Origin of the sequence: Oceanobacter sp. 4_MG-2023, assembly GCF_030689165.1 — a bacterium.
In the GTDB taxonomy this organism is placed as follows: Bacteria; Pseudomonadota; Gammaproteobacteria; order Pseudomonadales; family Oceanobacteraceae; genus Oceanobacter.
The window spans coordinates 12,901-35,687 of record NZ_JAUYVV010000006.1; the positions used below are offsets into that span (position 1 = coordinate 12,901).

At 54.2% G+C, this 22,787-nt stretch carries 17 protein-coding genes; 4 read left to right on the top strand and 13 right to left on the bottom strand.

What is annotated here, in order from left to right; all coding sequences use genetic code 11:
* Positions 1-62: 62 nt before the first annotated feature.
* From Q8W24_RS06115 to Q8W24_RS06175, 13 genes are all read right to left on the bottom strand, one after another.
* Positions 63-3,440, bottom strand: coding sequence for a DUF2126 domain-containing protein (locus Q8W24_RS06115; protein ID WP_303432074.1), 3,378 nt, complete (start codon positions 3,438-3,440; stop codon positions 63-65).
* A gap of 102 nt (positions 3,441-3,542) precedes the next feature.
* Complete coding sequence (locus Q8W24_RS06120) at positions 3,543-4,478, bottom strand: alpha-E domain-containing protein (protein ID WP_303432075.1); 936 nt, start codon at positions 4,476-4,478, stop codon at positions 3,543-3,545.
* On the bottom strand, positions 4,478-5,938 hold the full coding sequence (locus Q8W24_RS06125; RefSeq protein ID WP_303432076.1) for a circularly permuted type 2 ATP-grasp protein: 1,461 nt from the start codon (positions 5,936-5,938) through the stop codon (positions 4,478-4,480). The genes Q8W24_RS06120 and Q8W24_RS06125 overlap by 1 nt, the downstream gene beginning before the upstream one ends.
* Before the next feature lie 933 nt (positions 5,939-6,871).
* Positions 6,872-8,767, bottom strand: coding sequence for a V-type ATP synthase subunit A (locus Q8W24_RS06130; RefSeq protein WP_305474749.1), 1,896 nt, complete (start codon positions 8,765-8,767; stop codon positions 6,872-6,874).
* The gene (locus Q8W24_RS06135; RefSeq protein ID WP_303432079.1) at positions 8,764-9,546 is read right to left on the bottom strand and encodes a hypothetical protein; all 783 of its coding nucleotides are present in this window, start codon (positions 9,544-9,546) and stop codon (positions 8,764-8,766) included. Before Q8W24_RS06135 ends, Q8W24_RS06130 begins: the two co-directional genes overlap by 4 nt.
* Before the next feature lie 28 nt (positions 9,547-9,574).
* Complete coding sequence (locus Q8W24_RS06140) at positions 9,575-10,264, bottom strand: HrpE/YscL family type III secretion apparatus protein (protein WP_303432080.1); 690 nt, start codon at positions 10,262-10,264, stop codon at positions 9,575-9,577.
* Positions 10,265-10,321: 57 nt separating this feature from the next.
* Positions 10,322-10,780 (bottom strand): ATP synthase subunit C, encoded by a 459-nt coding sequence (locus tag Q8W24_RS06145; protein ID WP_303432081.1) that lies wholly within the window; start codon positions 10,778-10,780, stop codon positions 10,322-10,324.
* A complete protein-coding gene (locus tag Q8W24_RS06150) occupies positions 10,773-12,629 on the bottom strand; it encodes a V-type ATP synthase subunit I (RefSeq protein WP_305474750.1) in 1,857 nt (618 codons plus the stop codon). The genes Q8W24_RS06145 and Q8W24_RS06150 overlap by 8 nt, the downstream gene beginning before the upstream one ends.
* Positions 12,626-13,231 carry a V-type ATP synthase subunit D gene (locus Q8W24_RS06155; RefSeq protein WP_303432084.1) on the bottom strand — a complete coding sequence of 202 codons (606 nt, stop codon included), beginning with the start codon at positions 13,229-13,231 and terminating at the stop codon, positions 12,626-12,628. Before Q8W24_RS06155 ends, Q8W24_RS06150 begins: the two co-directional genes overlap by 4 nt.
* A 1-nt stretch (position 13,232) precedes the next feature.
* Positions 13,233-14,600 (bottom strand): V-type ATP synthase subunit B, encoded by a 1,368-nt coding sequence (locus Q8W24_RS06160; RefSeq protein ID WP_305414541.1) that lies wholly within the window; start codon positions 14,598-14,600, stop codon positions 13,233-13,235.
* 493 nt (positions 14,601-15,093) lie between these two features.
* The gene (locus Q8W24_RS06165; RefSeq protein WP_303432292.1) at positions 15,094-16,572 is read right to left on the bottom strand and encodes an FMN-binding glutamate synthase family protein; all 1,479 of its coding nucleotides are present in this window, start codon (positions 16,570-16,572) and stop codon (positions 15,094-15,096) included.
* A gap of 165 nt (positions 16,573-16,737) precedes the next feature.
* A complete protein-coding gene (locus Q8W24_RS06170; protein WP_303432088.1) occupies positions 16,738-17,067 on the bottom strand; it encodes a hypothetical protein in 330 nt (109 codons plus the stop codon).
* Positions 17,068-17,208: 141 nt separating this feature from the next.
* Complete coding sequence (locus tag Q8W24_RS06175) at positions 17,209-18,138, bottom strand: TIGR01777 family oxidoreductase (RefSeq protein ID WP_305451685.1); 930 nt, start codon at positions 18,136-18,138, stop codon at positions 17,209-17,211.
* Between the two features lie 595 nt (positions 18,139-18,733).
* Here Q8W24_RS06175 and Q8W24_RS06180 point away from each other — a divergent pair.
* The 4 genes from Q8W24_RS06180 to phrB all read left to right on the top strand — a co-directional run bounded on the left by Q8W24_RS06180 (position 18,734) and on the right by phrB (position 22,741).
* Positions 18,734-19,123: a sirohydrochlorin chelatase gene (locus Q8W24_RS06180; RefSeq protein WP_305414539.1), complete on the top strand. Its 390-nt coding sequence runs from the start codon at positions 18,734-18,736 to the stop codon at positions 19,121-19,123.
* A gap of 291 nt (positions 19,124-19,414) precedes the next feature.
* Positions 19,415-20,392 carry a DUF523 and DUF1722 domain-containing protein gene (locus Q8W24_RS06185; RefSeq protein WP_305414538.1) on the top strand — a complete coding sequence of 326 codons (978 nt, stop codon included), beginning with the start codon at positions 19,415-19,417 and terminating at the stop codon, positions 20,390-20,392.
* Positions 20,389-21,285 (top strand): MerR family transcriptional regulator, encoded by an 897-nt coding sequence (locus Q8W24_RS06190; RefSeq protein ID WP_305474751.1) that lies wholly within the window; start codon positions 20,389-20,391, stop codon positions 21,283-21,285. The genes Q8W24_RS06185 and Q8W24_RS06190 overlap by 4 nt, the downstream gene beginning before the upstream one ends.
* The gene (phrB, locus tag Q8W24_RS06195; protein WP_305474752.1) at positions 21,278-22,741 is read left to right on the top strand and encodes a deoxyribodipyrimidine photo-lyase; all 1,464 of its coding nucleotides are present in this window, start codon (positions 21,278-21,280) and stop codon (positions 22,739-22,741) included. The genes Q8W24_RS06190 and phrB overlap by 8 nt, the downstream gene beginning before the upstream one ends.
* Positions 22,742-22,787: the final 46 nt, after the last annotated feature.

The window sequence follows — 22,787 nt, forward strand, 5'->3', positions numbered from 1 at the left end:
AGATTGGGGAAATTGTCTCAGCTTTGTTTGCTCCCCTCAGCAGCGAGGGGAGCCAGCCTGATTTATTTCCGCCGCAAGTCCAGCGTACAAGGATAGTCGTTCGGAGACTCTTCCGGTGGCGGAGCCATTGGACGTGGCTCGCTATGAGGGAAAAACTCCCGAATAGCATCCACATCCGGACGGGGTGAATACTCACCGTGGCTATGATCCAGTGTCGAGAAACGATTGACCCGACGTGATTCCGCTTCAAAGGAGTTCACCGGGAAGGTGTCGTAACTGCGGCCACCCGGATGCGATACGTGGTAGCTACAGCCACCCACGGAGCGACCGTTCCAGGTATCAATCAGATCAAACACCAATGGTGATTGCACGCCAATGGTTGGATGCAACGCCGACGGTGGCGCCCATGCCTTGTAACGCACCCCGGCAACCATTTCGCCATGGCGACCGGTGCTGGTCAGTGGTACACGACGACCATTACACGCCAGTACATAGCGCTTGTTGGTCATGCCATAGACCTTGACCTGCAAACGTTCCACGGAAGAATCCACATAACGGGATGTACCGAAGCTGGAGACTTCTTCACCCAATACATGCCATGGCTCGATGGCCCAGCGTAATTCGATCTTGATATCACCGAGTTCAACCCGACCGTAGTGCGGGAAGCGGAACTCTTCAAACGGCAACAGCCATTCGGCGCGGAAATCGAGACCATGTTCCTGCAGGTCCTGGGCGACTTCCTTGACGTCTTCCCAGACGTAGTGCGGCAACATGAACTTGTCGTGTAACTGGGTATTCCAGCGCACCAGATCATGCTTGTATGGATCTTTCCAGAAACGGATCAGCAAGGCCCGGATCAGCAACGCCTGCACCAGACCCATGCGGCTGTGCGGTGGCATTTCAAAGCCACGGAATTCCAGAATCCCCAAACGGCCTGACGGGCTACCCGGTGCAAACAGTTTATCGATACAGAATTCAGCCCGGTGGGTATTACCGGTCACATCGATCAGCAGGTTACGCATGATACGATCGACCAGCCATGGCAAGGCGGACTCACCTTCCGGCATTTGCTGGAAAGCGATTTCCAGCTCATACAAGCCTTCATCACGGCCTTCGTCCACACGAGGTGCCTGACTGGTCGGGCCGATAAAAGCACCCGAAAACAGGTAGGACAAGCTCGGGTGATGCTGCCAATAGGTCACGAAGCTGCGGAGCAGATCGGGACGACGGAGCATCGGGCTGTCTGCCGGTGTTTTACCACCCAAAGTGATGTGGTTACCACCGCCGGTACCGGAGTGACGGCCATCCAACATGAATTTCTCTGTTCCCAGGCGCGACTCACGAGCCGCCTGATACAGTTCGTTCATGGTATGCATCATATCGCGCCAGTTGTCGGCCGGGTGAATATTCACCTCGATAACACCAGGGTCCGGTGTAACCAGCAATTTCTGCATCCGCCAGTCACGTGGAGGCTCATAGCCTTCGATAATGATCGGCATCTCCAGCTCAGCAGCGGTTTCCTCGATCATGGTGAGCAAGGCAACGTAGCTTTCCAGATACGGCAGTGGTGGCAGGAAAATATGAATCTTGCCACCACGGGCCTCGATACACATTGCCGTCCGTACCAGATTACGCCAGTAGGTTTCGGACTGGTCGTCATCGTCAGTGCGTTGTTGCTGTGACTGTTCGTCCGAGACAACCTGTTCCGCAATCGGCTCCGCAACTGTTGCCGTAAAGTTGCTGATAATGTCTTCGCGACTTTGCAGCGCTTCTGTGGTGCGGAACGGGTCGGCTTCCTGTGGCAGCGGTACTTCTTCTGACCATGGCAGCCCTTGCAATGGCAAACGCAGACCCATGGGTGAATCACCCGGTATCAGCGTAATGCGGCCACGGCGTAATTCCCACACGCTGGAGCGCCAGCTCTGGCCATAAAAGTCCCACTCGACCGGCACAACAAAACCGGTAGGGGTATTCAGCCCCTGATCCAGCACACGAGCCAGACGGCGACGGGCCAGCTCATCCTTGGCTTCTGCAATTTCAGAATCCAGGTTGACCGGCAGGTTCTGTTCTTCAAGCAGGTAATGCAAGCCGTCTTCATACGCCGCTTGCACATATTCGTCAGACAGACCCAGTTTTTCCGACAACAGGGTAGCAAACCGGCCTGCGTCTTTTTCGGTGTGGCCGTAGTCTTTATCGACCCGGGCCAACAGCTCGGGGCGTGTCCACATCGGTTCGTTATCGGTCCGCCAGAACACACCCAGTGCCCAACGGGGAACTTCTTCGCCGGGATACCACTTGCCCTGGCCGTAATGCAGCATGCCTTGCGGAGCAAAACGGTCACGCAATTTCAACAGCAGGGTTTTGGCCAGACTCAGCTTGTGGGCACCCAGGGCTTCGGTGTTCCACTGGGCCGATTCCATATCATCAATCGATACGAAAGTTGGCTCACCCCCCATGGTCAGCCGGACATCGTTTTCTTCCAGCAAGGCGTCGACCTTGTCGCCCAGTGACAGCACATCGGCCCATTCGGCATCGGTGTACGGCTTGGTGACACGAGGGTCTTCATGGAAGCGGGTCACGTCGTTCTTGAAGTCAAACTCCACTTCGCACTTGTCGGTGAAACCATTGATCGGGGCTGCCGATACCGGGTGTGGTGTACAGGCCAGAGGAATATGGCCCTCACCGGCAAACAGCCCGGAAGTAGGATCCAGACCAACCCAGCCTGCTCCTGGCAGATAAACTTCGCACCAGGCGTGCAGGTCGGTAAAGTCTTCTTCCGGGCCGGAAGGGCCGTCGAGTGACTTTTCGTCTGAAGTCAACTGCACCAGATAACCGGAAGCAAACCGCGCCGCCATACCCAGATGACGCACGGCTTGCACCATCAGCCAGGCACTGTCACGACAGGAGCCGAGGTGTTTTTCCAGCGTCTCTTCCGGTGTCTGGACGCCTGGCTCCATACGAATGGTGTAGTCAATCAGCTGTTCCAGCTGGGAATTGACGTCGACCAGAAAGTCGATGGTGCGGCGTTTTTCTGTCGAGATACCAGCCAGAAACTTTTCGAAAGCCGGTCCTTGTGGCTCCAGCTCCAGATAAGGCTGCAGTTCTTTTTTGGTTTGCTTGTCGTATTCGAATGGAAACTCTTCCGCATCTTCTTCCAGGAAAAAGTCAAACGGATTCACAACCGTCATATCGGCAATGACTTCAACCTCTACCGAGAACTTGCGGGTCTTCTCGGGAAATACCAATCGAGCCAGGTAGTTGCCATAAGCATCCTGTTGCCAGTTGATAAAATGCTCTTCTGGCTGAACCTTGAGGCTATACGCTTCAATAGGTGTACGACAATGAGGCGCTGGACGCAGTCGAACCACATGGGGTGACAGTGAAACAGGCCGGTCGAAGTCGTAGTATGTGTTGTGCTGAATCGCAACACGGATAGTCATAACTGCTCCCGAAATAGGAAATCTCTGAATATCATTATAAATGCTGGCCGGCATCGCCAGACCAGCATTTCATTTTCATCCCTGATGCCGGTTGGGACTTCGCTATTGATCCGACAGGAACCAGGTTTTTTGTATCAGGTCATGAACATCTGCCAGTGACAATTGCAGTTCATTCAGATCTTCACGGAAAGCGACATTAAATTCTTCAGCTTCCAGGTCCGCCGCCACTTCGTCACAAATCAGTCGGGTGCGAGCAATCACACCCTCACCTTTAGGCAAACAATCCGAGCTTGCCACGATTTTTTTCAAACAAAATGCAATGGACCGGGGAAACTGCTCATCGCCCAACAGAAACGTGACCACCGGCGTTCCCTTGATGGCTGAGCGCATGGTACGGCGGAACGGCTGGTCGGCATTTAATGAGCGCAGCACATTACCCCAGATAATCTGACGACTGTTAACGGCGTATTCATCATCAGCCACCTGATGGATCGCAGCAATAGCAGCATCCAGGTTACGGGAAGTCATGTCTGCCCGTTCCAGGTTTTGCCCCATCAACAACATGTCCCAGCCTTCGTCCCGGGTCATATTGACGTACAGCAAGCCAACAATTTGCTGGCAGGACTTGATGATGCTCTCCAGGAACTCGTGACGCATACTGCGGTTAATGCCAAGAGACAGATTCTCTTGCACAAACATGCTCAGCTCGTTGACCAGTTCCCAGGCTTCCGCTGGAATCACATCCCGTGTCGTACGGATATTCTCACGAATCGCTCGCAAAGAATTCACTATCGAACAAGGGTTGGTGTCATCACCCAGCAGGAACTTCACCACATTACGCTCATCACGAACGGAATACCGACTATTGTAGTCGTCTTCCAGGCTGTTGATCACAATAAGATTGTACCAGCCCAGATTGACCCGCCGAGGCATGTCAAACAACAGCTTGTCATAAATGCTCAGCAGTCGCGCTGTGCTTTCAACCCGCTCCAGATAGCGAGCGGACCAGTAAATACGTTCTGCAACTTTCGATAGCATTATTCGATTCCTGTTCCTGTATCGACAATCCAGGTGTCCTTGCTGCCGCCACCCTGAGAAGAATTAACCACCAGAGAACCTTTTTTCATGGCAACCCGGGTCAAGCCACCGGTAGTGACATAGCTGTCGCGGGACTGCAGTACAAACGGCCGCAGATCCAGGTGACGGGGTTCAACCTTGTTTTTGCCCACCAGTGTTGGCGAGGTCGACAAGGCCAGCGTTGGCTGGGCAATGTAGTTACGCGGGTTGGCCTTGATCAGATCGGCAAAGGTTTCGCGCTCTTTCTTGGTGGAATGTGGCCCAATCAACATGCCATAACCACCGGACTCATTGGCGGGTTTAACCACCAGTTTGTCGAGGTTCTCCAACACGTGCTGACGCTGGACATCGTCATAACACAAAAAGGTTTCCACATTGGGAATCAATGGCTCTTCACCCAGATAATACTTGATGATAGCCGGAACAAAGGCATACACCACCTTGTCATCCGCCACACCTGCGCCCGGTGCATTCGCCAGGGCGACATTACCGGCACGCCAGGCACGCATCAGACCAGGAACACCCAGCGTTGAATCGGGGTGGAACACTTCCGGATCGAGGAACAAATCATCGATACGGCGATAGATCACGTCGACCCGTTCCAGACCGGCGATGGTTTTCATGTAGACGCAGTCGTCTTCAGTCACCATCAGGTCACTGCCTTCAACCAGCTCGGCACCCATGCGCTGTGCCAGAAAGGCGTGTTCAAAATACGCGGAGTTGTAAATCCCTGGCGTCAGAACCACGACGACCGGTTTTTCGACTTCACGTGGTGACAGGGCGGCCAGGGTCTCAAACAAGTGCTCAGGGTAATCGCCCACAGGAGCAATGCTGACTTTTTCAAATACTTCCGGAATAACCCGCTTCATGATGGAGCGGTTTTCCAGCATATAGGATACGCCCGATGGTACGCGCAGGTTATCTTCCAGCACATAAAACTGGCCATCCCCGTCACGCACCAGATCGGTGCCACAAATATGGGCCCACACACCAAAACGAGGGCTGATGCCTTCGCATTCCTTGCGATAATTGACCGACTGTTTAAGTATAAATTCCGGTACCACACCATCTTTGAGAATCTTCTGATCGTGGTACAAATCATCAATAAAGAGGTTTAATGCCCGCAAACGCTGTTTCAGACCGGCGGCCGTCTTATCCCATTGATTCTTTGAAATTACCCGGGGAAGAATATCAAAGGGCCAGGCCCGGTCGATATTCCCACCTTCTGTGTATACCGTAAATGAAACACCCATTTCCTTAATGGTCGATTCGGCCGCAATTTTGCGCGAATTCACATCTTCATCCGAGAATGATTCCAGATAGGAAATAAGTGCTTCAGCAGGTTCACGCGCGCATCCGGGTGCGCTGAAAAGTTCATCGTAGAACTCGCCCGGTGCGTAATCCTTCCACTCGATAGACATACAGCTCCTGAAATTTGCCATCAGGTTAATGAGGAATTGACGCCAGGCTGGCAAGCACTGGGTCACTCTGAAAAGACTACAAAGTGCTCAAAGTAAACCATTACCCATGCATGACTGCAAGCCGCCACAGAGGCCATTCTGGCGCATCATACGCCATATCAGGCAACCGCAATTAACCCTTGCTACAAAGGCACCAATTCCAGACTTTTAGCGCCCTCGCGCACCATTAATGTGCAGCATATCAATTAATCCGCCAAAACCCGCCTCATAGAGAAACACCCATGCTGCAAGATAGGGCCAGATTTATTAACCAGCCAAATCTGAAGGTAATCTTTTGAACCCGTGAGCATCCGTCAACACCGCCCAGAAACACAGCGAGCTGTTGGCCCTATGGCTCAGGGCAGAGCAGTCTTCACACCATCATTTCATACAGCAGGCCTGGCCTTTGTCAGCTCAGACTATCGTCACAGACTTATTTTTTGACAGACGTTTATTATTTGATCAGTCTCAATATCCTTGATATGGGCAGTCTTCTCCTACAAGAGAGATTAGTGAATTATCAGCACGAATAATCAATAACAGCACGGTCTGATAAAAACACAGTACCAATAAACAATGGCAAGAAATGGCCAATCCATATCAATAACTTTTCCTGATAATCTTTCCGCAATCTCATTCTGTTTAATTCTGAACAGATCATGGCAGGCCATTAAAATAACAAGCCGCCAATAGCAAAAACATAATAACAACCAGAGCGCTATACATCTTTATGCGCATTAGCCCAGCAAAACAGACCGGTTATTCTCCGCTCTGGGGCGTATTTCAAACAGAGGGTGCCGGGGGCTACCGAATGCACCCCGACTTTTGACTTGACCCGTCAGGCCTGCAAGTCGGCTTCGTGATTCGAAACCATCCAGTAGCCCGGAGTAAGGATTAAACAGGTGCCCCCAACAGGTCAGTTATCGTCTCCAGCAAACGATTGTATTCGCCAGAGCCGTCCACGGCGTAGTTGAGGTTCTTGAACAGGCCGGTCAGGCGTGTGTAGAAAGTGCGTACCGCAGCTTTCCTTTGTGAGTCGGAATCCGCATCCATCTGCGGCTGATGAGTCGCTACGGCTTCCATCAATTCAAACAACCGTTGCTGACGATCCATCGGCACCGACACATCCACATCATCGAAGGCATCCTGCTGCAAATACACCATATCCAGCAGCAGCGCTTTCTGTTGCACGATAAAGTCGTCCAGCGTTACCCCCTCTTCACCAGTCACCTGCATCATGCGGCTGACTTCATCACCTCGTACCAGCAGTTCCGACAACACTTCGACCCGCCGCGTCCAACCCGGGGATAAATGGGTATCAAACCAGGGCTGTAACTGTTTAAGGTAACGCGACCAGGAAATCAACGGGTCAACCGCGGGATAAAAGCGCCGATAAGCCCGATCCGCAGACAGCCCCAGAAAGGTTTTGACCGTCCCCAGCGTGGATTGGGTCACTGGCTCTTCAAAGTTACCACCAGCCGGTGAGACGGTCCCTACCATGGTAAAGGTACCTTCAACGCCATCGGTACGACGAATCACCCCAGCGCGCTCATAAATATTGCGAATCGAAGAGTCCAGATAAGCCGGAAAGGCTTCCTCACCTGGAATCTCTTCCAGCCGACCGGAAGTTTCCCGCATTGCCTGGGCCCAGCGCGACGTCGAATCGGCGATCAGCAAGACGTCATAACCCATACTCTGGTAATACTCCGCCAGAGTGATACCCATATAAATAGAGGCTTCCCGGGCAGCCACCGGCATCGATGAGGTATTGCAGAGAATAATGGTTCTATCCATCAGGCTGCCGCCGGTTTTGGGGTCCGTCATACCGGGAAATTCCTGAATGGTTTCAACCACCTCACCGGCCCGCTCACCACAAGCCACCACGATCACAATATCCACATCGGAGTAGCGGGAAATCAGCCCTTGCAGCACGGTCTTCCCTGCGCCAAATGGCCCCGGAATACAACCAGTACCACCTTTGGCCAAGGGGAAAAAGGTATCCACCAGACGAATGGTGGTCGACAACGGCTGGCTCGGATAGAGACGTTCCGCCTCTCCCAGCGCCATCAATCGACGAGAAATCGGCAGTCGAATCGGCCAGCGCTGACTCAGGGTCAGGTTACGACTGCGATGCGGGTCAGCCACTCCTTCAGCCGACAGTGGCGTCAGGCGGGCAACCGGATCGGCAACACTGAAGCTGCCCTCCAGAATCCAATCCAGCTGCCATTCTCCTGGCCAGTCAAACGGCACCATGATCTTGTGCTCAAACCGTCCTTCTGCCACCACGCCGGCAATATCACTCGCCCGGACTTTCTCGCCTTCCTTGATCAGCGGCTTGAAGGACCAGCGTCGAGCCTGATCCAGACCGCGAATATCCACACCCCGCGGCAAAAAAGTGCCGTAGTTGGCCGCCAGTTGCTCCAGCGGGTTTTGCAAGCCGTCGTAGACCATACCCAGCAGACCTGGACCCAGTTCAGCCGACAACAGTTCTCCGGTTTGTAGTACCGGATCACCAATACCAACACCCCGGGTGCTTTCGTAAACTTGCGCGTCGGCCCGGCGGCCATGAATCCTCAGGACTTCGGCTTTCAGCCATTCCTGTCTGCCATCTGCGGTCAGGCGGCCGGGCAAAACAAACACCACTTCATTTTTGGACAATGGCCGGTAGTCTCCAGACCCGGCGACGGTTTCGATGCTTTCTATTGTCACCAGATCATCCTGTACTGCGACAATACGTGCTGTTGCTTGCTGACCTGAGTCCGCCTTTTCTGCGGCTGTCTCCATCGTCATAACGGTGCTCCACTGGCCATGGTCGATGATTGGGTAAAGTTGCTACTGGCTTTGGGGTCAAGAGGGCCTGGCTCAACGGCTGTTACCGCAGCAATGTCCACCGCCACCCAGTCACTGAAACGGGCCTGGGCCTGGGTAGCGTCATAACCGATACGACGATCCAGCATGTCCCATTTGAGGACATACGCCACGACAGCCACCAGGCTGTTGTCTCCAGGCAACAGGTAGCGCCCGGTCAGGATCCAGTTATGCTGCAATAACATCTGTTCCAGCTCCCAGGGTTGATGAGAGCGGATACAGGTCAGCGCTTGTGGCAACCAGGGCTGGGCGACCTCCAGTCGGAACGTTGGCTCATGCCAGTACTGCTCTATGGTCTGACGATAACGACTCACACTCCAAAGGCCGGATGGCGGTGGATCGTTGTCCTGCTGATACTCCCGTCGCCACAGTGCGGCAACCAGCGTCCGGACATCCAGCCGCTGCTGAATCAACGCCAGCAGAGCCGTTGCTTCGGCCCTAGGGCGGGTATCGTCATGCCGCAACGTCTCAAGCAGTTTTCGTTGCCGCAATACCAGTTGCTGGTTATCGCTGGTAATGGGAAGTTCACGCCATTGCAGCAAGGATTCAATACGTGCCAGCAGGTCAGCATCCGGCTGACTTAACAGTCGCAATCGGCGCTCCAGTTTCAAGCGGGAAAGCGGTGTCTGATGACGGCTTCCCCAGCGCTCATGGGCCGGTAAACTCGACATCAACAGGGTGTAGCGATCACGCCAGTCCATTCAGACCCCTAGTGCAAACAACCAACAACTAACGAATAATGCCATCAAGAATGGCGCGAAATCTGGGTTGTAAATAACCCAATAACAACCCGGCAATGGCCCGGTCACTGAGATCCACTTCAATTTTCTCGTCACGCAGTACCAGCGTAATACCATGGTGATCAGCCGAACCGGCGGCCAGGGTCACACCATCGCGCAGCATGTCGATCTGTAACGCAAAAGCCAGATCGGCCAGCGGCCCTTGCATGGCGGACTCCGGTGATCGCCGAATATCATCCAGCGCCAGTATCTGCGGTGGTAACAGCAAATCCAGCTCACTCTCGGCGGGTAATTCGGCCTGCTCCAGTAGCCGTCCTGCGGCGGCCCGTATCAGCTTGGCCAGCAGTTGCGGCTGATCCAGTTGCTGGCGCACCAAGCGCGAAACATCCGCTGAAAAACGCTGCTCCAGCATGGATTTCATATCCAGAACCAGATCCCGAAAGGCGATTTGCATGGCTTCACTGGCGGCCTGCTGCTCACGACGGGCGTCTTCTTTCGCCTCGGCAATCAGCTTGTCGGCTTGTTGGCGAGCATCAGCCAACAAGGCCGCGGCCTGTTGGCGGGCATCGGCCAGAATTGCCTCGGCTTCTGTTTCCCCCGCCTCAACGCCATCCTGACGCAAACGGCTAACCAGTTCGTCAATCCCGGCGGAAACGACGTCACTGCCTGATTGTTTCATCCAATTCCTCCTGCGTTTACCCGTTTATCAAACAACAGATAAACATCCATCAGCCTGTTACTGAGCCGCCAGAGCAGGAATACCGCCCGACAGCACCAGCGCAAAAATAAAGACAAACACACCGAAACCTTCAACCACGGCCGCCGGAGCAATCGACATACCAAAAATCTCCGGCTTCTCTTTTGAAGCACTGATCGCAGCGGCACACGCTCGTCCTTGCCAGATCCCGGCGACCATCAAAGACAGCCCGGATAATAGTCCGATACCAAACAACCCGGCAGCGTTTTCAATACCGACCTCTCGTTGCAAGGTAAACAGCAAGACAATGCCATAAATCACAAACGACGACGGCAACACCGACAAACCGATAAAACGCCCATGGCCACTGTCTGTATCCAGCATGGCACCAATGGCAGCCTGACCAGCCAGACCACAGCCAATCACACTGCCCATACAGCCCAGTGCAATGGGAGAAAACATTCCAATCCAGCCCAGGCTTATGACCAGCTCATTCATCTTCCAACTCCTTTAATTGAAACGGCTGGAAAGCGTAACCTTCACCCGGCTCGCCCCAGTTGTAAAATTCAATAAAATTCAGCCTCAGGCCGTGTACAACACCACTCATCACTCCCAAAGCAATATTCACTACGTGCCCCAACAGCAAGATCAGCACCCCACCAAGCAAGGCCAGCCCACCTTCGGTAGCCATCACCTGTACTGCCAGCTGATTAAATGTCAGCGCCAGTGATACCGACGCCAGCCCCAACGCAAACAGGCGCATATAACTGAGCACATCGCCAAACAGCTGACTCAGGCCCGGCAACACCATCAACCCGCGCAATAGCCGCTGTACGCCTCGTTGCAGCGGACTGGCAGAGGCTGATACCGGCCTGGCCCAGCCAGAACCCACCATAATGGCCAGCACCGCGACAACCGCCAACACCACTACTGTGGCCGAAATACCAATAAAACCGGCCCAGCAGCCCAGTAGTACGACCCCGGCCCAGCCCGCCCGGCTAACCACAAACCAGTGTTCATGGCGGCGATGCCAGGCCAGGCTGGCATTCGCCAGCAGCAGATGCACAACCCCGGTCAGGATCGATACCTTCATCATGGTGTTGTAATCCTCGATATCCATGACCACCAGACTGGTCAGCCAGTTATCGTCCGCCAACTCCACCCCGAAGTACTCGCCCGCCATAACACCCCATACCAGCGCGGCCCCGACCAGAGACAAAAACAGCTGGCGGAGACCGCGACCGGTTTCACTCTTACCCATCGCTTTCCAGCGCAACGCCAATAACCCGCCCAATGCCAGGGCATAACCGGCATCCGACAGAATCATGGCAAAAAAGACCATAAACGACAGATACAGGTGCACGGAAGGATCCCAGGAACGGTAGGCCGGTAACTGATAAAAACGGGTCAGCAACCCGCCAGCAGCAAAACCCGCCAGCGGCTTCAACAAGGTAGGGGGGGATTCATCAGCGGCAGGGTCACTGGCAACAAAGGCAAAACCGGTTTCCCGAGCCAGGGTTGATAACGCCGGCAAGGAAGATACCGGCACCCAGGCCAGCAGCGTAAACACCTGGCCATCCGAGGACAATCGATCCACCACCTGACGCCAGAGTGTGTGATTGTGCGTCCTTGCCTGATGACGTTTGAGCAACAACAGATAACGGGTTAATTCTTCCCGTCGCGATTGCAGAGAATCGAGCGATTGCTCAATGGTTTCCAACGCTTCGGTCAGCTGCTCCAGGGTACGTGAACCCAAATGTTCCCGGGGCACAGGCATGCAGGCCGATGGTGGTTCCGTTGCAGATAACAGGACAACATAAAGATGGCGGCTGTCACGGCCGACCAGCTGCCAGGGGATACCCCAATGAATATCATCCGGATTCTGGCTCTGGTCAGGAAGCCGGATTGCCGCTCCGGCCTTGTAGAGCCGATCCAGCCAGCTGCGCTTGTTCACAGGCAAGCAATAAAACCACAGCCGTACATGGTTAACCCACGCGTCGTCGGGGAAATGAAACTCGCCCCAGGGCAGCATCCGCTGTATCCGGGCCTGGACTTCGTCACGCTGGTCTTCCAGTTGCCGCAGCTGGTGCTGTACGTCAATGGCTTCATTAACGACCGGTTGCAAATGAAAACCGGTAAATTTTTTTAACGGCCGCCGGCGACTTTCCCCTTGCTCCAGAAAACGGATCGCCTGATTCAAATGACGAACCCCTTCCGGCACTTCCTCGCCGCTCTCATGGCCATCAATCAGATGCAGCTGACCAAATGCCTGCAAACGGGCAATGACCGCTTCCTTGTCTTTTTCACGCCCGGCGATGGCCACTTTTTTTAACGCGACGATTGTCATGATCCACCCGCAGCCTGACGTTTGTTTTTAGCTATTTTCGATGTCACTACCGACTCCCTGTCCTTGTCGTCCAGATAGATACCAATACGGCGGATATTGGATCGGGTCTCGGGTATCAGTACCTTGTCGAACAGATTTACCCGCTGGGTCACCTTGCGCAGAGCCGCCGCCATCACGCGGTGTTGCTGCTGCAACAACTGGTGTTTGACGTCCAGAGTCATGCCCTCCTGTAACCATTGTTGCAGAGGTGCAACCCAGTGCGGTTTTGCCATCAGGGGAATGGTGGCCAGATCAAAGTCAATCGCCTCCAGCTCGTTGATCCAGACACCGACGATGTTACGTCGCCGCAGCTGTAAACTCCGCACGGTGCATAATCCCTTTAAATCGATTGAGGTAACCGCCAGCATCGGCATCTGTTCACCAATACGTTGTGCCAGTTGCTGCCGTTGCTGTACCAGCTCCTGCTGCTGCACTTCCACCTGCTTGATGGCTCCTTGCAGCTGCTGGCGTTTCATATCCAGTGCCGGTAAAAAGCGCTGGTAAGCCGCCAGCTTTTGCCGCTGGGCCGACAAGGTGGCCTTCGACAACAGCAAACGTGCCATATCAGACCGTCTCCAGGCTGCCCGCCATCTCGGTCGGGTAATACTTGTCGATCAGTTCGGGCTTCATCAGCAATTGCTCGGCACGGAAACATTGCGCCATCAGCTGCCACCCCTTGTCCAGCGCCTGTTCCAGCGGCATCGACACATCCAGAGACATAAAATGCTGACGAAACAGTTGCCCGTATTGCAGTAGCTGCTGATCGTAATCACTGAGATCAAAGGCCATGGCCTGTTTCTGTTCGGCTTCAACGGCGCCGGAGTAAAGCCGGATCATGGTATTCATCACCTGGCTGTGGTCTTCCCTGGTTTGTTTGCCGATCACCAGCTGTTTCAGGCGCGACAAGGAACCAAACGGATCCAGCTGGCCATCGTGCAAATAGAATTGTCCTTCGGTGATATAACCTGTGTTGTCCGGTACCGGGTGGCTGACGTCGTTGCCAGGCATGGTTGTAACCGCAAGAATCGTGACCGATCCACCCTTGGCATAATCACAGGCTTTTTCGTAGCGACGGGCCAGCTGTGAGTACAGATCCCCCATATAGCCACGGTTCGAGGGGACCCGCTCATTGGCGATACCGATTTCTTTCAGGGCATCGGCGTAGGCGGTCATATCGGTCAGCAGCACCAATACCCGTTTGCCTTCTTCCACCGCAAAACGTTCCGCTACAGCCAGCGCCATATCCGGCACCAACAAGCGTTCGACGATCGAATCCGAGGCCTGGTTAACAAACATAACGGTACGGGCAAAAGAACCCTGATCTTCAAAGGTCTGGCGGAATGAATAAAAGTCGTCAAACCCCAACCCCATACCACCAAACACGATAATGTCGGCGTCGGCCTGCGTACCAATACGGCCAAGAAAGGCGTTGTATGGTTCTCCAGAAACGGAAAAAACAGGAATTTTTTGACTCTCGACCAGGCAATTAAACAGGTCGATCATGGGAACACCCGTACGGATCATGCGGGATGCCAGCACCCGTCGCATCGGGTTGACGGTTGGTCCGCCGATCTCGACCTGGCTGTCAAAATCGAGCGCCGGGCCATGATCCATCGGCTTGCCGCGACCATCAAAGATACGCCCGAGAATATTGGCGGAGTAAGTCACCTGCATCGGATGACCCAGGAATTGCACACTGGCATCGGTCGCCAGCCCTTTGGTGCCATCAAACACCTGCATCGAGACTTGCTCATCGCGGATGTCGATCACTTGCGCCAGACGGCGGGTGGTGCCATCCCCACTGACCAGTACGGCCAGGTCATCCAGCCGCACCCGGGTTGATTTACCTGATTCAGGGGTTGCAACGCGCAACCGCACCAGATCCCCCACAATCGCAACAATCGAACGATAGGACGTACTGTCTGAACCCATTTCCAACCTCCTGAACCCTGCCCACCAAGGGGCGGGTATGTATTACCAACAGATATAGTTGTCACCAGGACAATATCTCTGGGGACATCATCATGACGGGCCTGAAACACATCACCTTGACCCCGCTCAGGATTAAACTGCTTTCACGGAAGTGTCACGGTATTTCATGCGGTAATACGGTACGTCACCCGCACCAGAGAGCCGCCCGACCCTGGCTGGCTATATCACAAGGCAGCCGTCACTTCGTCGCGGTACCACTACGACGAGGTTCAACATATTGCGCCATATGACTGTGATTTTTGACGATCATTACAATCTCAAGGTGATATAAATCAACAAAATGTCACTTTCCTTGCCAATGGCATTTTCCCTATCCCAACACCGGCAAAGAGCACCGGTAAAGAGCACTTCACTCAACTCGCCCTTCGATCACCAGACCATAGGGAGCTGGTTATCGAACCGGCCAGTAACAGCGAGCAGACAGATCGGGGGCTCAGTCTTCCGGCATCAGGTCATTACCCGGATGAAAAGAGACGGGCTGATAAATATCCGTCATACAGCGAGCCTCACCATCCGGTTGCACAATACGGGCGTGTCGACGACTCAGGCCACGCGGTTCATCAACACCGCAGGAATGGGCGATAACCCCGACTTCCTGTACCAGACTCTCGACAAAGTGCTGTACCCGGACGGCCTTGTCCGAAGGTACCAAACCACTCTGCAAATGCTTGTTGTGAGTAGTGATGCCAGTGGGACAAGTGTTTTTATTGCATTGCAACGCCTGGATACAGCCCAGAGCAAACATAAAGCCTCGGGCTGATACCACAAAATCAGCGCCCACACATAACGCCCAGGCGACCCGGTCCGGGGTAATCAGTTTGCCCGAAGCAATCACCCGGATACGTGGTCGCAAGTGAAATTCATCCAGCGTGTCCACCAGCATGGGCAAGGACTGATTCAAAGGCAGCCCCATATAATCCATCAGCGACTGGGGCGCCGCTCCCGTGCCACCTTCGGCACCATCCAGAGTGATAAAATCCGGCGCAGATTGTTTGCCGCGCAACTGGATGGCACGACACAAGTCCCGGATCCAGCCAATATCTCCCAGTACGACCTTGAAGCCCACCGGCTTGCCAGTCACCGCCCGCACATGACCTATCATATCGAGCAAGTCATCAACCGAGCGGATTTCCGGGTGGCCATTGGGGCTTATTGAGGCTTCGTGCAGGGGAATATGACGAATACGGGCAATCTCTTCATTCACCTTGGTAGCCGGCAAGATACCCCCCTTGCCTGGCTTGGCCCCCTGACTGAGCTTGATTTCAAACATGCGTACCTGTGAGTGCTCGGCGATGGCCTTCAACTTGGTATCGTCCAGCATGCCACGTTCATCCCGCACACCGTACTTGGCCGTGCCGATCTGGAACACCAGATCACAGCCGCCTTCCAGATGATACGGAGACAAACCGCCTTCACCGGTATTCATCCAGCTACCTGCCATGGCAGCGCCACGGGACAAGGCGGTAACTGCCACACTCGACAGCGCACCAAAACTCATGCCCGAGATATTCACCAGTGAGCTGGTGGTATAGGGGCTGCGGCAATGCTCACCAATGGTCAAGGGGCCTGAGCTGGCAAAATCCTGCTTCAATGCCGGAAACGGGCTGTTGACAAAGATAACGGTGCCCGGCACATCCAGACGACGGGTAGAACCAAAGGCGATGGTGGTACTTTCCTGTTTGGCGGCGCGATATACCCAGGTACGATCCGCCCGGTTAAACGGCATCTCCTCGCGATCCATGGCAAAAAAGTATTGCCGAAAGAACTCACCCAGGTGTTCAAACAAGTAGCGGAAACGTCCAATCACGGGGAAATTACGCCGGACTGTGTGCTGCGTCTGTCGCACATCCACCACCCAGGCGTAGATCACCCAGGCGCCCAGCAGCAACGCTAATAACGCCAACAGGCCCATCAGGGTTAATACACTATATGCAGCAAGCTCAAACAGGGTCTCGGTCACATCCAGCCTCGGTACATGGTTCGAAAGGAGGCTAGACTAACCTGATGGCACGGCTGAAAAAAGCCATGATCGTTCCATCAGACTGTTCTGGAGATAAAACAGGCAAGGCAATTCAGGTCAGGCGGTGGGCGTGATGTCTCTAACGGCATGGGCCGTGAAATAAACGAATTTACCTTCAGCATCTCCCACTTCTACTTGAGACGGGGACAAGGGAGAATGTTTGATGGCGGCAATATACAGGCTGCGACAGGCCACCAGGCTCTTCTCTATGTCATTAAACAAGGGCAACGAGAAAACAAAGGAGTGGCGCTCACAACCGCGCTCCAGCGCCAATAACAGCCGCGCATCGGTCAACTCACCGGCACGCAAGAAATTGATGTAGCTGATACGGTATTCCTGACCAAATTCATACAGGTAAGGTTCCATGGTTTGGCGGCTTGTACTCATGATATATCCTGCGTCAATGCTGACCAGCGGCCAATAAACGTGTCGGTGCCAACCTGGCCAAAACAACGAAGCGGATACCAATGGATCACACTCACTGACGTCATTCCGGGCATCCGGGCATGGCACAAACACGGTCAACCTCTAGACTTGACGATAGTGGGTCCAATTACGGCCAATACTGGCCAATGCTTCAGATAGTGTAGTGTACCGATACGAAAACGCCTGCTCCTGCAGCTGAAGAGGCAATACTCGCTGCCCCTTGAGCAGCAGGTCCGCCATCTCACCAAACACGATACGCGCCACGGCTGCGGGCATGGGCAACAGTGCCGGACGCTTCAGGCAAGTCGCCAGCACACGGGTAAAATCACGGTTTGTCACCGCCTCTGGCGCCGTCATATTAACAATCCCCTCTGCCTCCGAGGCCAGCAGATGGTTCAGCGCTGCCAGATAATCCTCAATATGAATCCAGGACAAATACTGTTCGCCGGAGCCAATACGTCCTCCCAGCCCCAGAGAAAATGGCGTCCACAAACGCTTTAGCATGCCCCCCTGCTCTCCCAGCACCACACCGGTCCGCAAGATCAGCGACCGCCGCGACAAGGCAAACAAAGGGTGCGCAGCCTGTTCCCAATCGGCACACAGCTGAGCGGCAAAATCTTCGCCTGCCGGGCTGGTTTCAGCCACGGTCTGCTGGGCGGCAGTTCCGCTCAGGGCACCATAGACCCCGATCGCTGAGCCACTGGCCACAACATCAAAGCGCCGACCGGTTTGTATTGCCCACTCGGCCAGACGATTGGTCACACCGATGCGACTCTCGCGCAACGCCTGCTTGCGCGAGTGGCTCCAGCGCTGGTCGGCAATCCCCTCTCCCGCCAGATTGACAAGCCAGTCAAAGGGCCCAACCAACTGATACAAATCATTCACCGCCATCACGCGACCAGCCCATCGTTTAACCACCCAGTCAGGGCGTCGGGTCAATACGGCAATCTCATAGCCTTCCGCGAGCCATCCGTTCACCAGGCGAGAGCCTATAAATCCGCTACCACCCGTTATCAGTATACGTTTGCTCATACTTCACTCCGGAGAAATTGCCTTGTGATCAGCAAGTACATTTATATATACAATACTTATACAATAGTATATCCAAGGCCAAAATCAAAAGCGGATGCAAAAAACAGCCAAACAACACCAATCCCAGCATGATTATTGTTGCTGGCATAAACAGAGATGATGCTGACATGGGCGGACTCCATCCAGAATGACAGCAACCACACCGCATTGCTGAAAGATTCGCCCTCTCTGGGGAATTGCTCACAGACAGCCATGCGTATTTGACGACCGCCTCACAAATGACATCGCCGTTCCCCATGACCGATATGGCATAAGATAAACCAGCACCGCCACCTTAGCCCGGACCAGTCGGTACAATGTACGGCGGTGCTTGTTCACAAGGAGTTAATCGTTCACTACCAGTGATATGCCATTCCTGAAAAGAAACTGAAACAGTATTTTCACATTCACCGGCAACTAATTCTGGCAATCTGCAGAAACTGGTTACATTCTGCGGATATAGAAGATGCTTGGCCAAGCGACAGAGCCGTCGACAAGGCCTTGCTCTATGGACATGGTCTGTATTGAATTTCGCTATCAATCAGGAGGTTGCATTATGCAAACCCGATCTAATAACCACGCCACTATTTTATTGGCGCACGGAAGTAGCGATCCAAACTGGCTCAAGCCTTTTGAACAGCTGACAGGGAATATTTGCGCAGGCATGGCCAAACCCAATCAGATACAGCTGGCCTATATGGAGCTGGCTGAACCTTCCCTCGAGAATATGATTGCTACCCTGTCCAATGACGGCGTCACTCACATTGATATATTGCCGTTGTTTTTTGCTGCTGGCCGCCACTTGCGTCAGGATGTGCCAGAGCAAATAGAAGCCTTGCAACGACAACACCTGGTCAAGCTGACCCTTCATCCCCCAGTCGGCCTCGAGCCAGAAGTCGCCACCGCCATCAGCAATGTAGTAGTGCGAAAACTAATGGGAGAATAAAGAGCCCGGCTTGATGTAGAACACCTTCCATTCAGGGCCATGGTATTTCGATACCTGCCCCTGAGTTTGTCCCTGAACTCCTTATCGACTCCCTGCCTTTTGCCTTTGCTTCCGCCCCGCCAGAATCCGCCTGACAGTCAGGCTGTGCGTTATGTCATTTTGTCTCTTGCACACCAATACTTATACAAAAACCTATGCAAATAACCATAATTGCATAACTTCTATTGACAACAGTGCGGCAATCACCTCAAAATCAAATCTATACAAAAAACCTTAACAAAGGTTATACAAATGACTAATACCCAGCAAACCGCCACTCTCAAAATTGGCATCAGCGCTTGTCTTCTTGGTCAGCCAGTACGGTTTAACGGCGGCCACAAACAGTCACGTTTCTGCACCGATGTATTAAGCCAATACGCAGAGTTTGTGCCGGTCTGCCCGGAGGTCGCAATTGGTCTGGGTACCCCGAGAAAGCCTATTCGCCTGGTCAGTGACAACAGCCATGATACAACCGTACGTGCCTTGGCCAGTGCCGACGCAGAACAGGATGTCACTGAACCACTTAAACAGTATGCGCAGCAGCAAGCTCTGGAGATGAACGATCTGAGTGGCTTTATTCTGATGCAAAAAAGTCCAAGTTGTGGCCTGTTTGGCGTCAAGCGCTATCTCGCCAACGGCCACCCCGAAGGTACCACCACCGGCGTATTTGCACGGGAATTCCGGCGACGTCACCCGCTACTGCCTATGGAAGAAGCTGGAAGACTGAACGATGATGCCTTGCGAGAAAATTTTATGGTGCGGGTATTTGCCTATCAGGAATGGCAAACCTGCCGTGCAGCCGGTATGACGGCCACCAAACTGATCGATTTTCACAGTCGCTACAAATATCTGGTGATGGCCCACAGCCTGGTGCATTACAAGTCCATGGGAAAGCTGCTGGCCGACCTGCACCATGCATCATTGGACGATATTGCCAACGAGTATTTCACCCAGTTAATGACGGCTCTGGCCACCCCCGCCAGCCGTAAAATGCACACCAATACCCTGATGCATTTGCAGGGCTACCTGAAACGTCTGATCACACCAGCAGACAAGGCGGAGCTGACGGAAGTTATTCAACAATATCGCCAGGGCATTGTCCCTCTGGTGGTGCCCTTGATGTTGCTGAAGCATCACCTTAATCACGACAAAACAGTCAACGCTTACGCTCGCCAGCAGGTCTACCTCAATCCACATCCGTATGAAATGGGATTGAGGAACACCCTGTGAGCTCGTCGATTCCTCAGGGCAGCTACCCGATCCGGGAGTTTGCCCGTTGCACAGGGGTTAACCCGGCAACCTTGCGGGCCTGGGAGCGACGTTATGGCCTGATTCATCCCTTTCGTAGCGAACAAGGCCATCGCTTTTTCAGTGAAGAACACGTCCGTCATGTCCGGCGTATCCTCTATTGGCTGGAGCAGGGCTACCCGATACGCCAGATCAGCTTGTTGCTGCTTGGCCATCATGAACATATCGAAGGACATGGCTCAGCTGGCAACCCGGATCACTGGCAGCAACAGCAACAAGACGTGATCGACAGCCTGATGGCACTTGACCTCAAACGTCTCGATGCGCTCTGGTGCAAGGCATTCTCGACCTATCCGATTGCACTGTATTACCAGCATTGCCTGGCACCCCTGCGGCAGCAGTTACGTGCCGGTAGCAAGCTGGACGATCCTATGCTGCTACATACCATGGAACATCTGCTACAGCGCAAGCTGAACTGCCTGTTTTATCAGCAACAGCGCCGGGCCAGCAGCCCCACTCTGTTAATGGCGACCAATCACCCCAGCGGTGAACTGGACGTATTGGTACGAGCCTGCGCCATTGGGGCTGTCGGCCTCCGGGTCGAATACCTTGGTCCGAACCTCACCCCCAATGATCTGTGCCTGGCCGCCTCCGTTCTGGAAGCCAGACAGATCTGGATTCATTTTATCGCGACCACGACCGACCAACAGACACGCTGGCAGCGCTACCTCTCTCGCACCGAACGCAGCAACATTATTACCGGCACACCACCCAAGCATGAGGGTGGCCGACCCAATATGCAGCGTTTACGAACGCCATTACCACGACAGATACAGCACTATGTACTGAACACCGGCAGGGCAACCAATGCGTAACGACCACCCAATCCGCCATCTGGTCTGGTTTCGAACCGATCTGCGCGTACATGACAACCCGGCGCTGCACCATGCCATGCGAGCGGCCAGTAACGCCGATGAATCAGCATCCGTACTGGCGCTGTACTTCGTCACACCACGGCAATGGCAACAACACGGCCTCGGGCAACGTAAAATCCGCCTGATACAGAACGCGGTACATAACCTCAAACAATCACTGGCCAGGCTGGGTGTCGAACTGCTGGTATTACAGGCGGATACCTTCAGTCATAGCCTGCAGCAACTGCAACAGCTGGTAACTGAGCTGGATATTCGCCACGTCAGTTTCAACAACGAATACGAAGTTAACGAAAGCAACCGTGATCGCCACTGGGAGCGCTGGGCCAGGCAACACCAGATTTCGGTTCATCGTTTTCATGACCAGTGCCTGATTCCTCCCGGCGACCTGGCCACCCAAAGCGGCTCACCTTTCAAGGTCTACAGCCCGTTCCGCAAAGCCTGGCTAGCCCGGGCCGAAGGCGCGCAGCTTACCCCGCTGCCTTGCCCAGACGCCTTGCCAACACATACCCGCCCAAGTCTCTCACTGCGCCATGGGCTGGTTGACACTGATTGCTCCCCGGACGCTCTCTGGTTTGACGACGAAGCCAGTGCACATGATGCACTGGAGGACTTCCTGCAGCAGCAAGGCCGGCTTTACCACCAGCAACGAGACCTGCCAGCACTGGATGCCACCAGCCAATTATCCGTTGCCCTTGCACTCGGTTTGCTGTCGCCCCGTCAATGCCTGTTTGCTGCCAGTCAGATGAACAATGGCTTGCTGGCAGGAGGACAGGCCGGTCTGGACAGCTGGATCAACGAACTGACCTGGCGTGAGTTTTACCGCCACTTGCTGGTCGCCTTCCCCCGGCTGTGTCAACACAAGGCGTTCAAGGCAGACACAGAACAGCTGCCATGGCGCGATGCGGAGGCCGACTTCCAGGCCTGGTGCGATGGCCGTACTGGCTATCCATTGGTGGATGCTGCCCAAAAACAATTACTCGCCAGCGGCTGGATGCATAACCGCTTGCGTATGGTCAGCGCCATGTTTCTGACCAAACACCTGCTGATCGACTGGCGTCGCGGCGAGGCTTTTTTTAATCGTCATCTGGTGGATGCGGATTTTGCCTCCAACAACGGTGGCTGGCAGTGGAGTGCTTCCACCGGTGCTGACGGGGTGCCTTATTTTCGTATTTTTAACCCCACCACCCAATCGCAACGGTTTGATGCCAGCGGCCAGTTCTTGGTGCGTTATTTACCGGAGCTGGCCGCACTGCCCGCCGCCCGCCGCCATCAGCCCAATACCCTCGAACGCCAGCAGTGTGGCTACCCGGCAGCGATCGTCGACCACGCCTTTGCCCGTCAGCGTGCCCTGCAAGCTTTCAAGTCACTCAAGATCATGCAGACAGAAATGGAATGACGGAAGTGGTCAAAAGAGAACCACTCATGTCACAGATACTTCACTC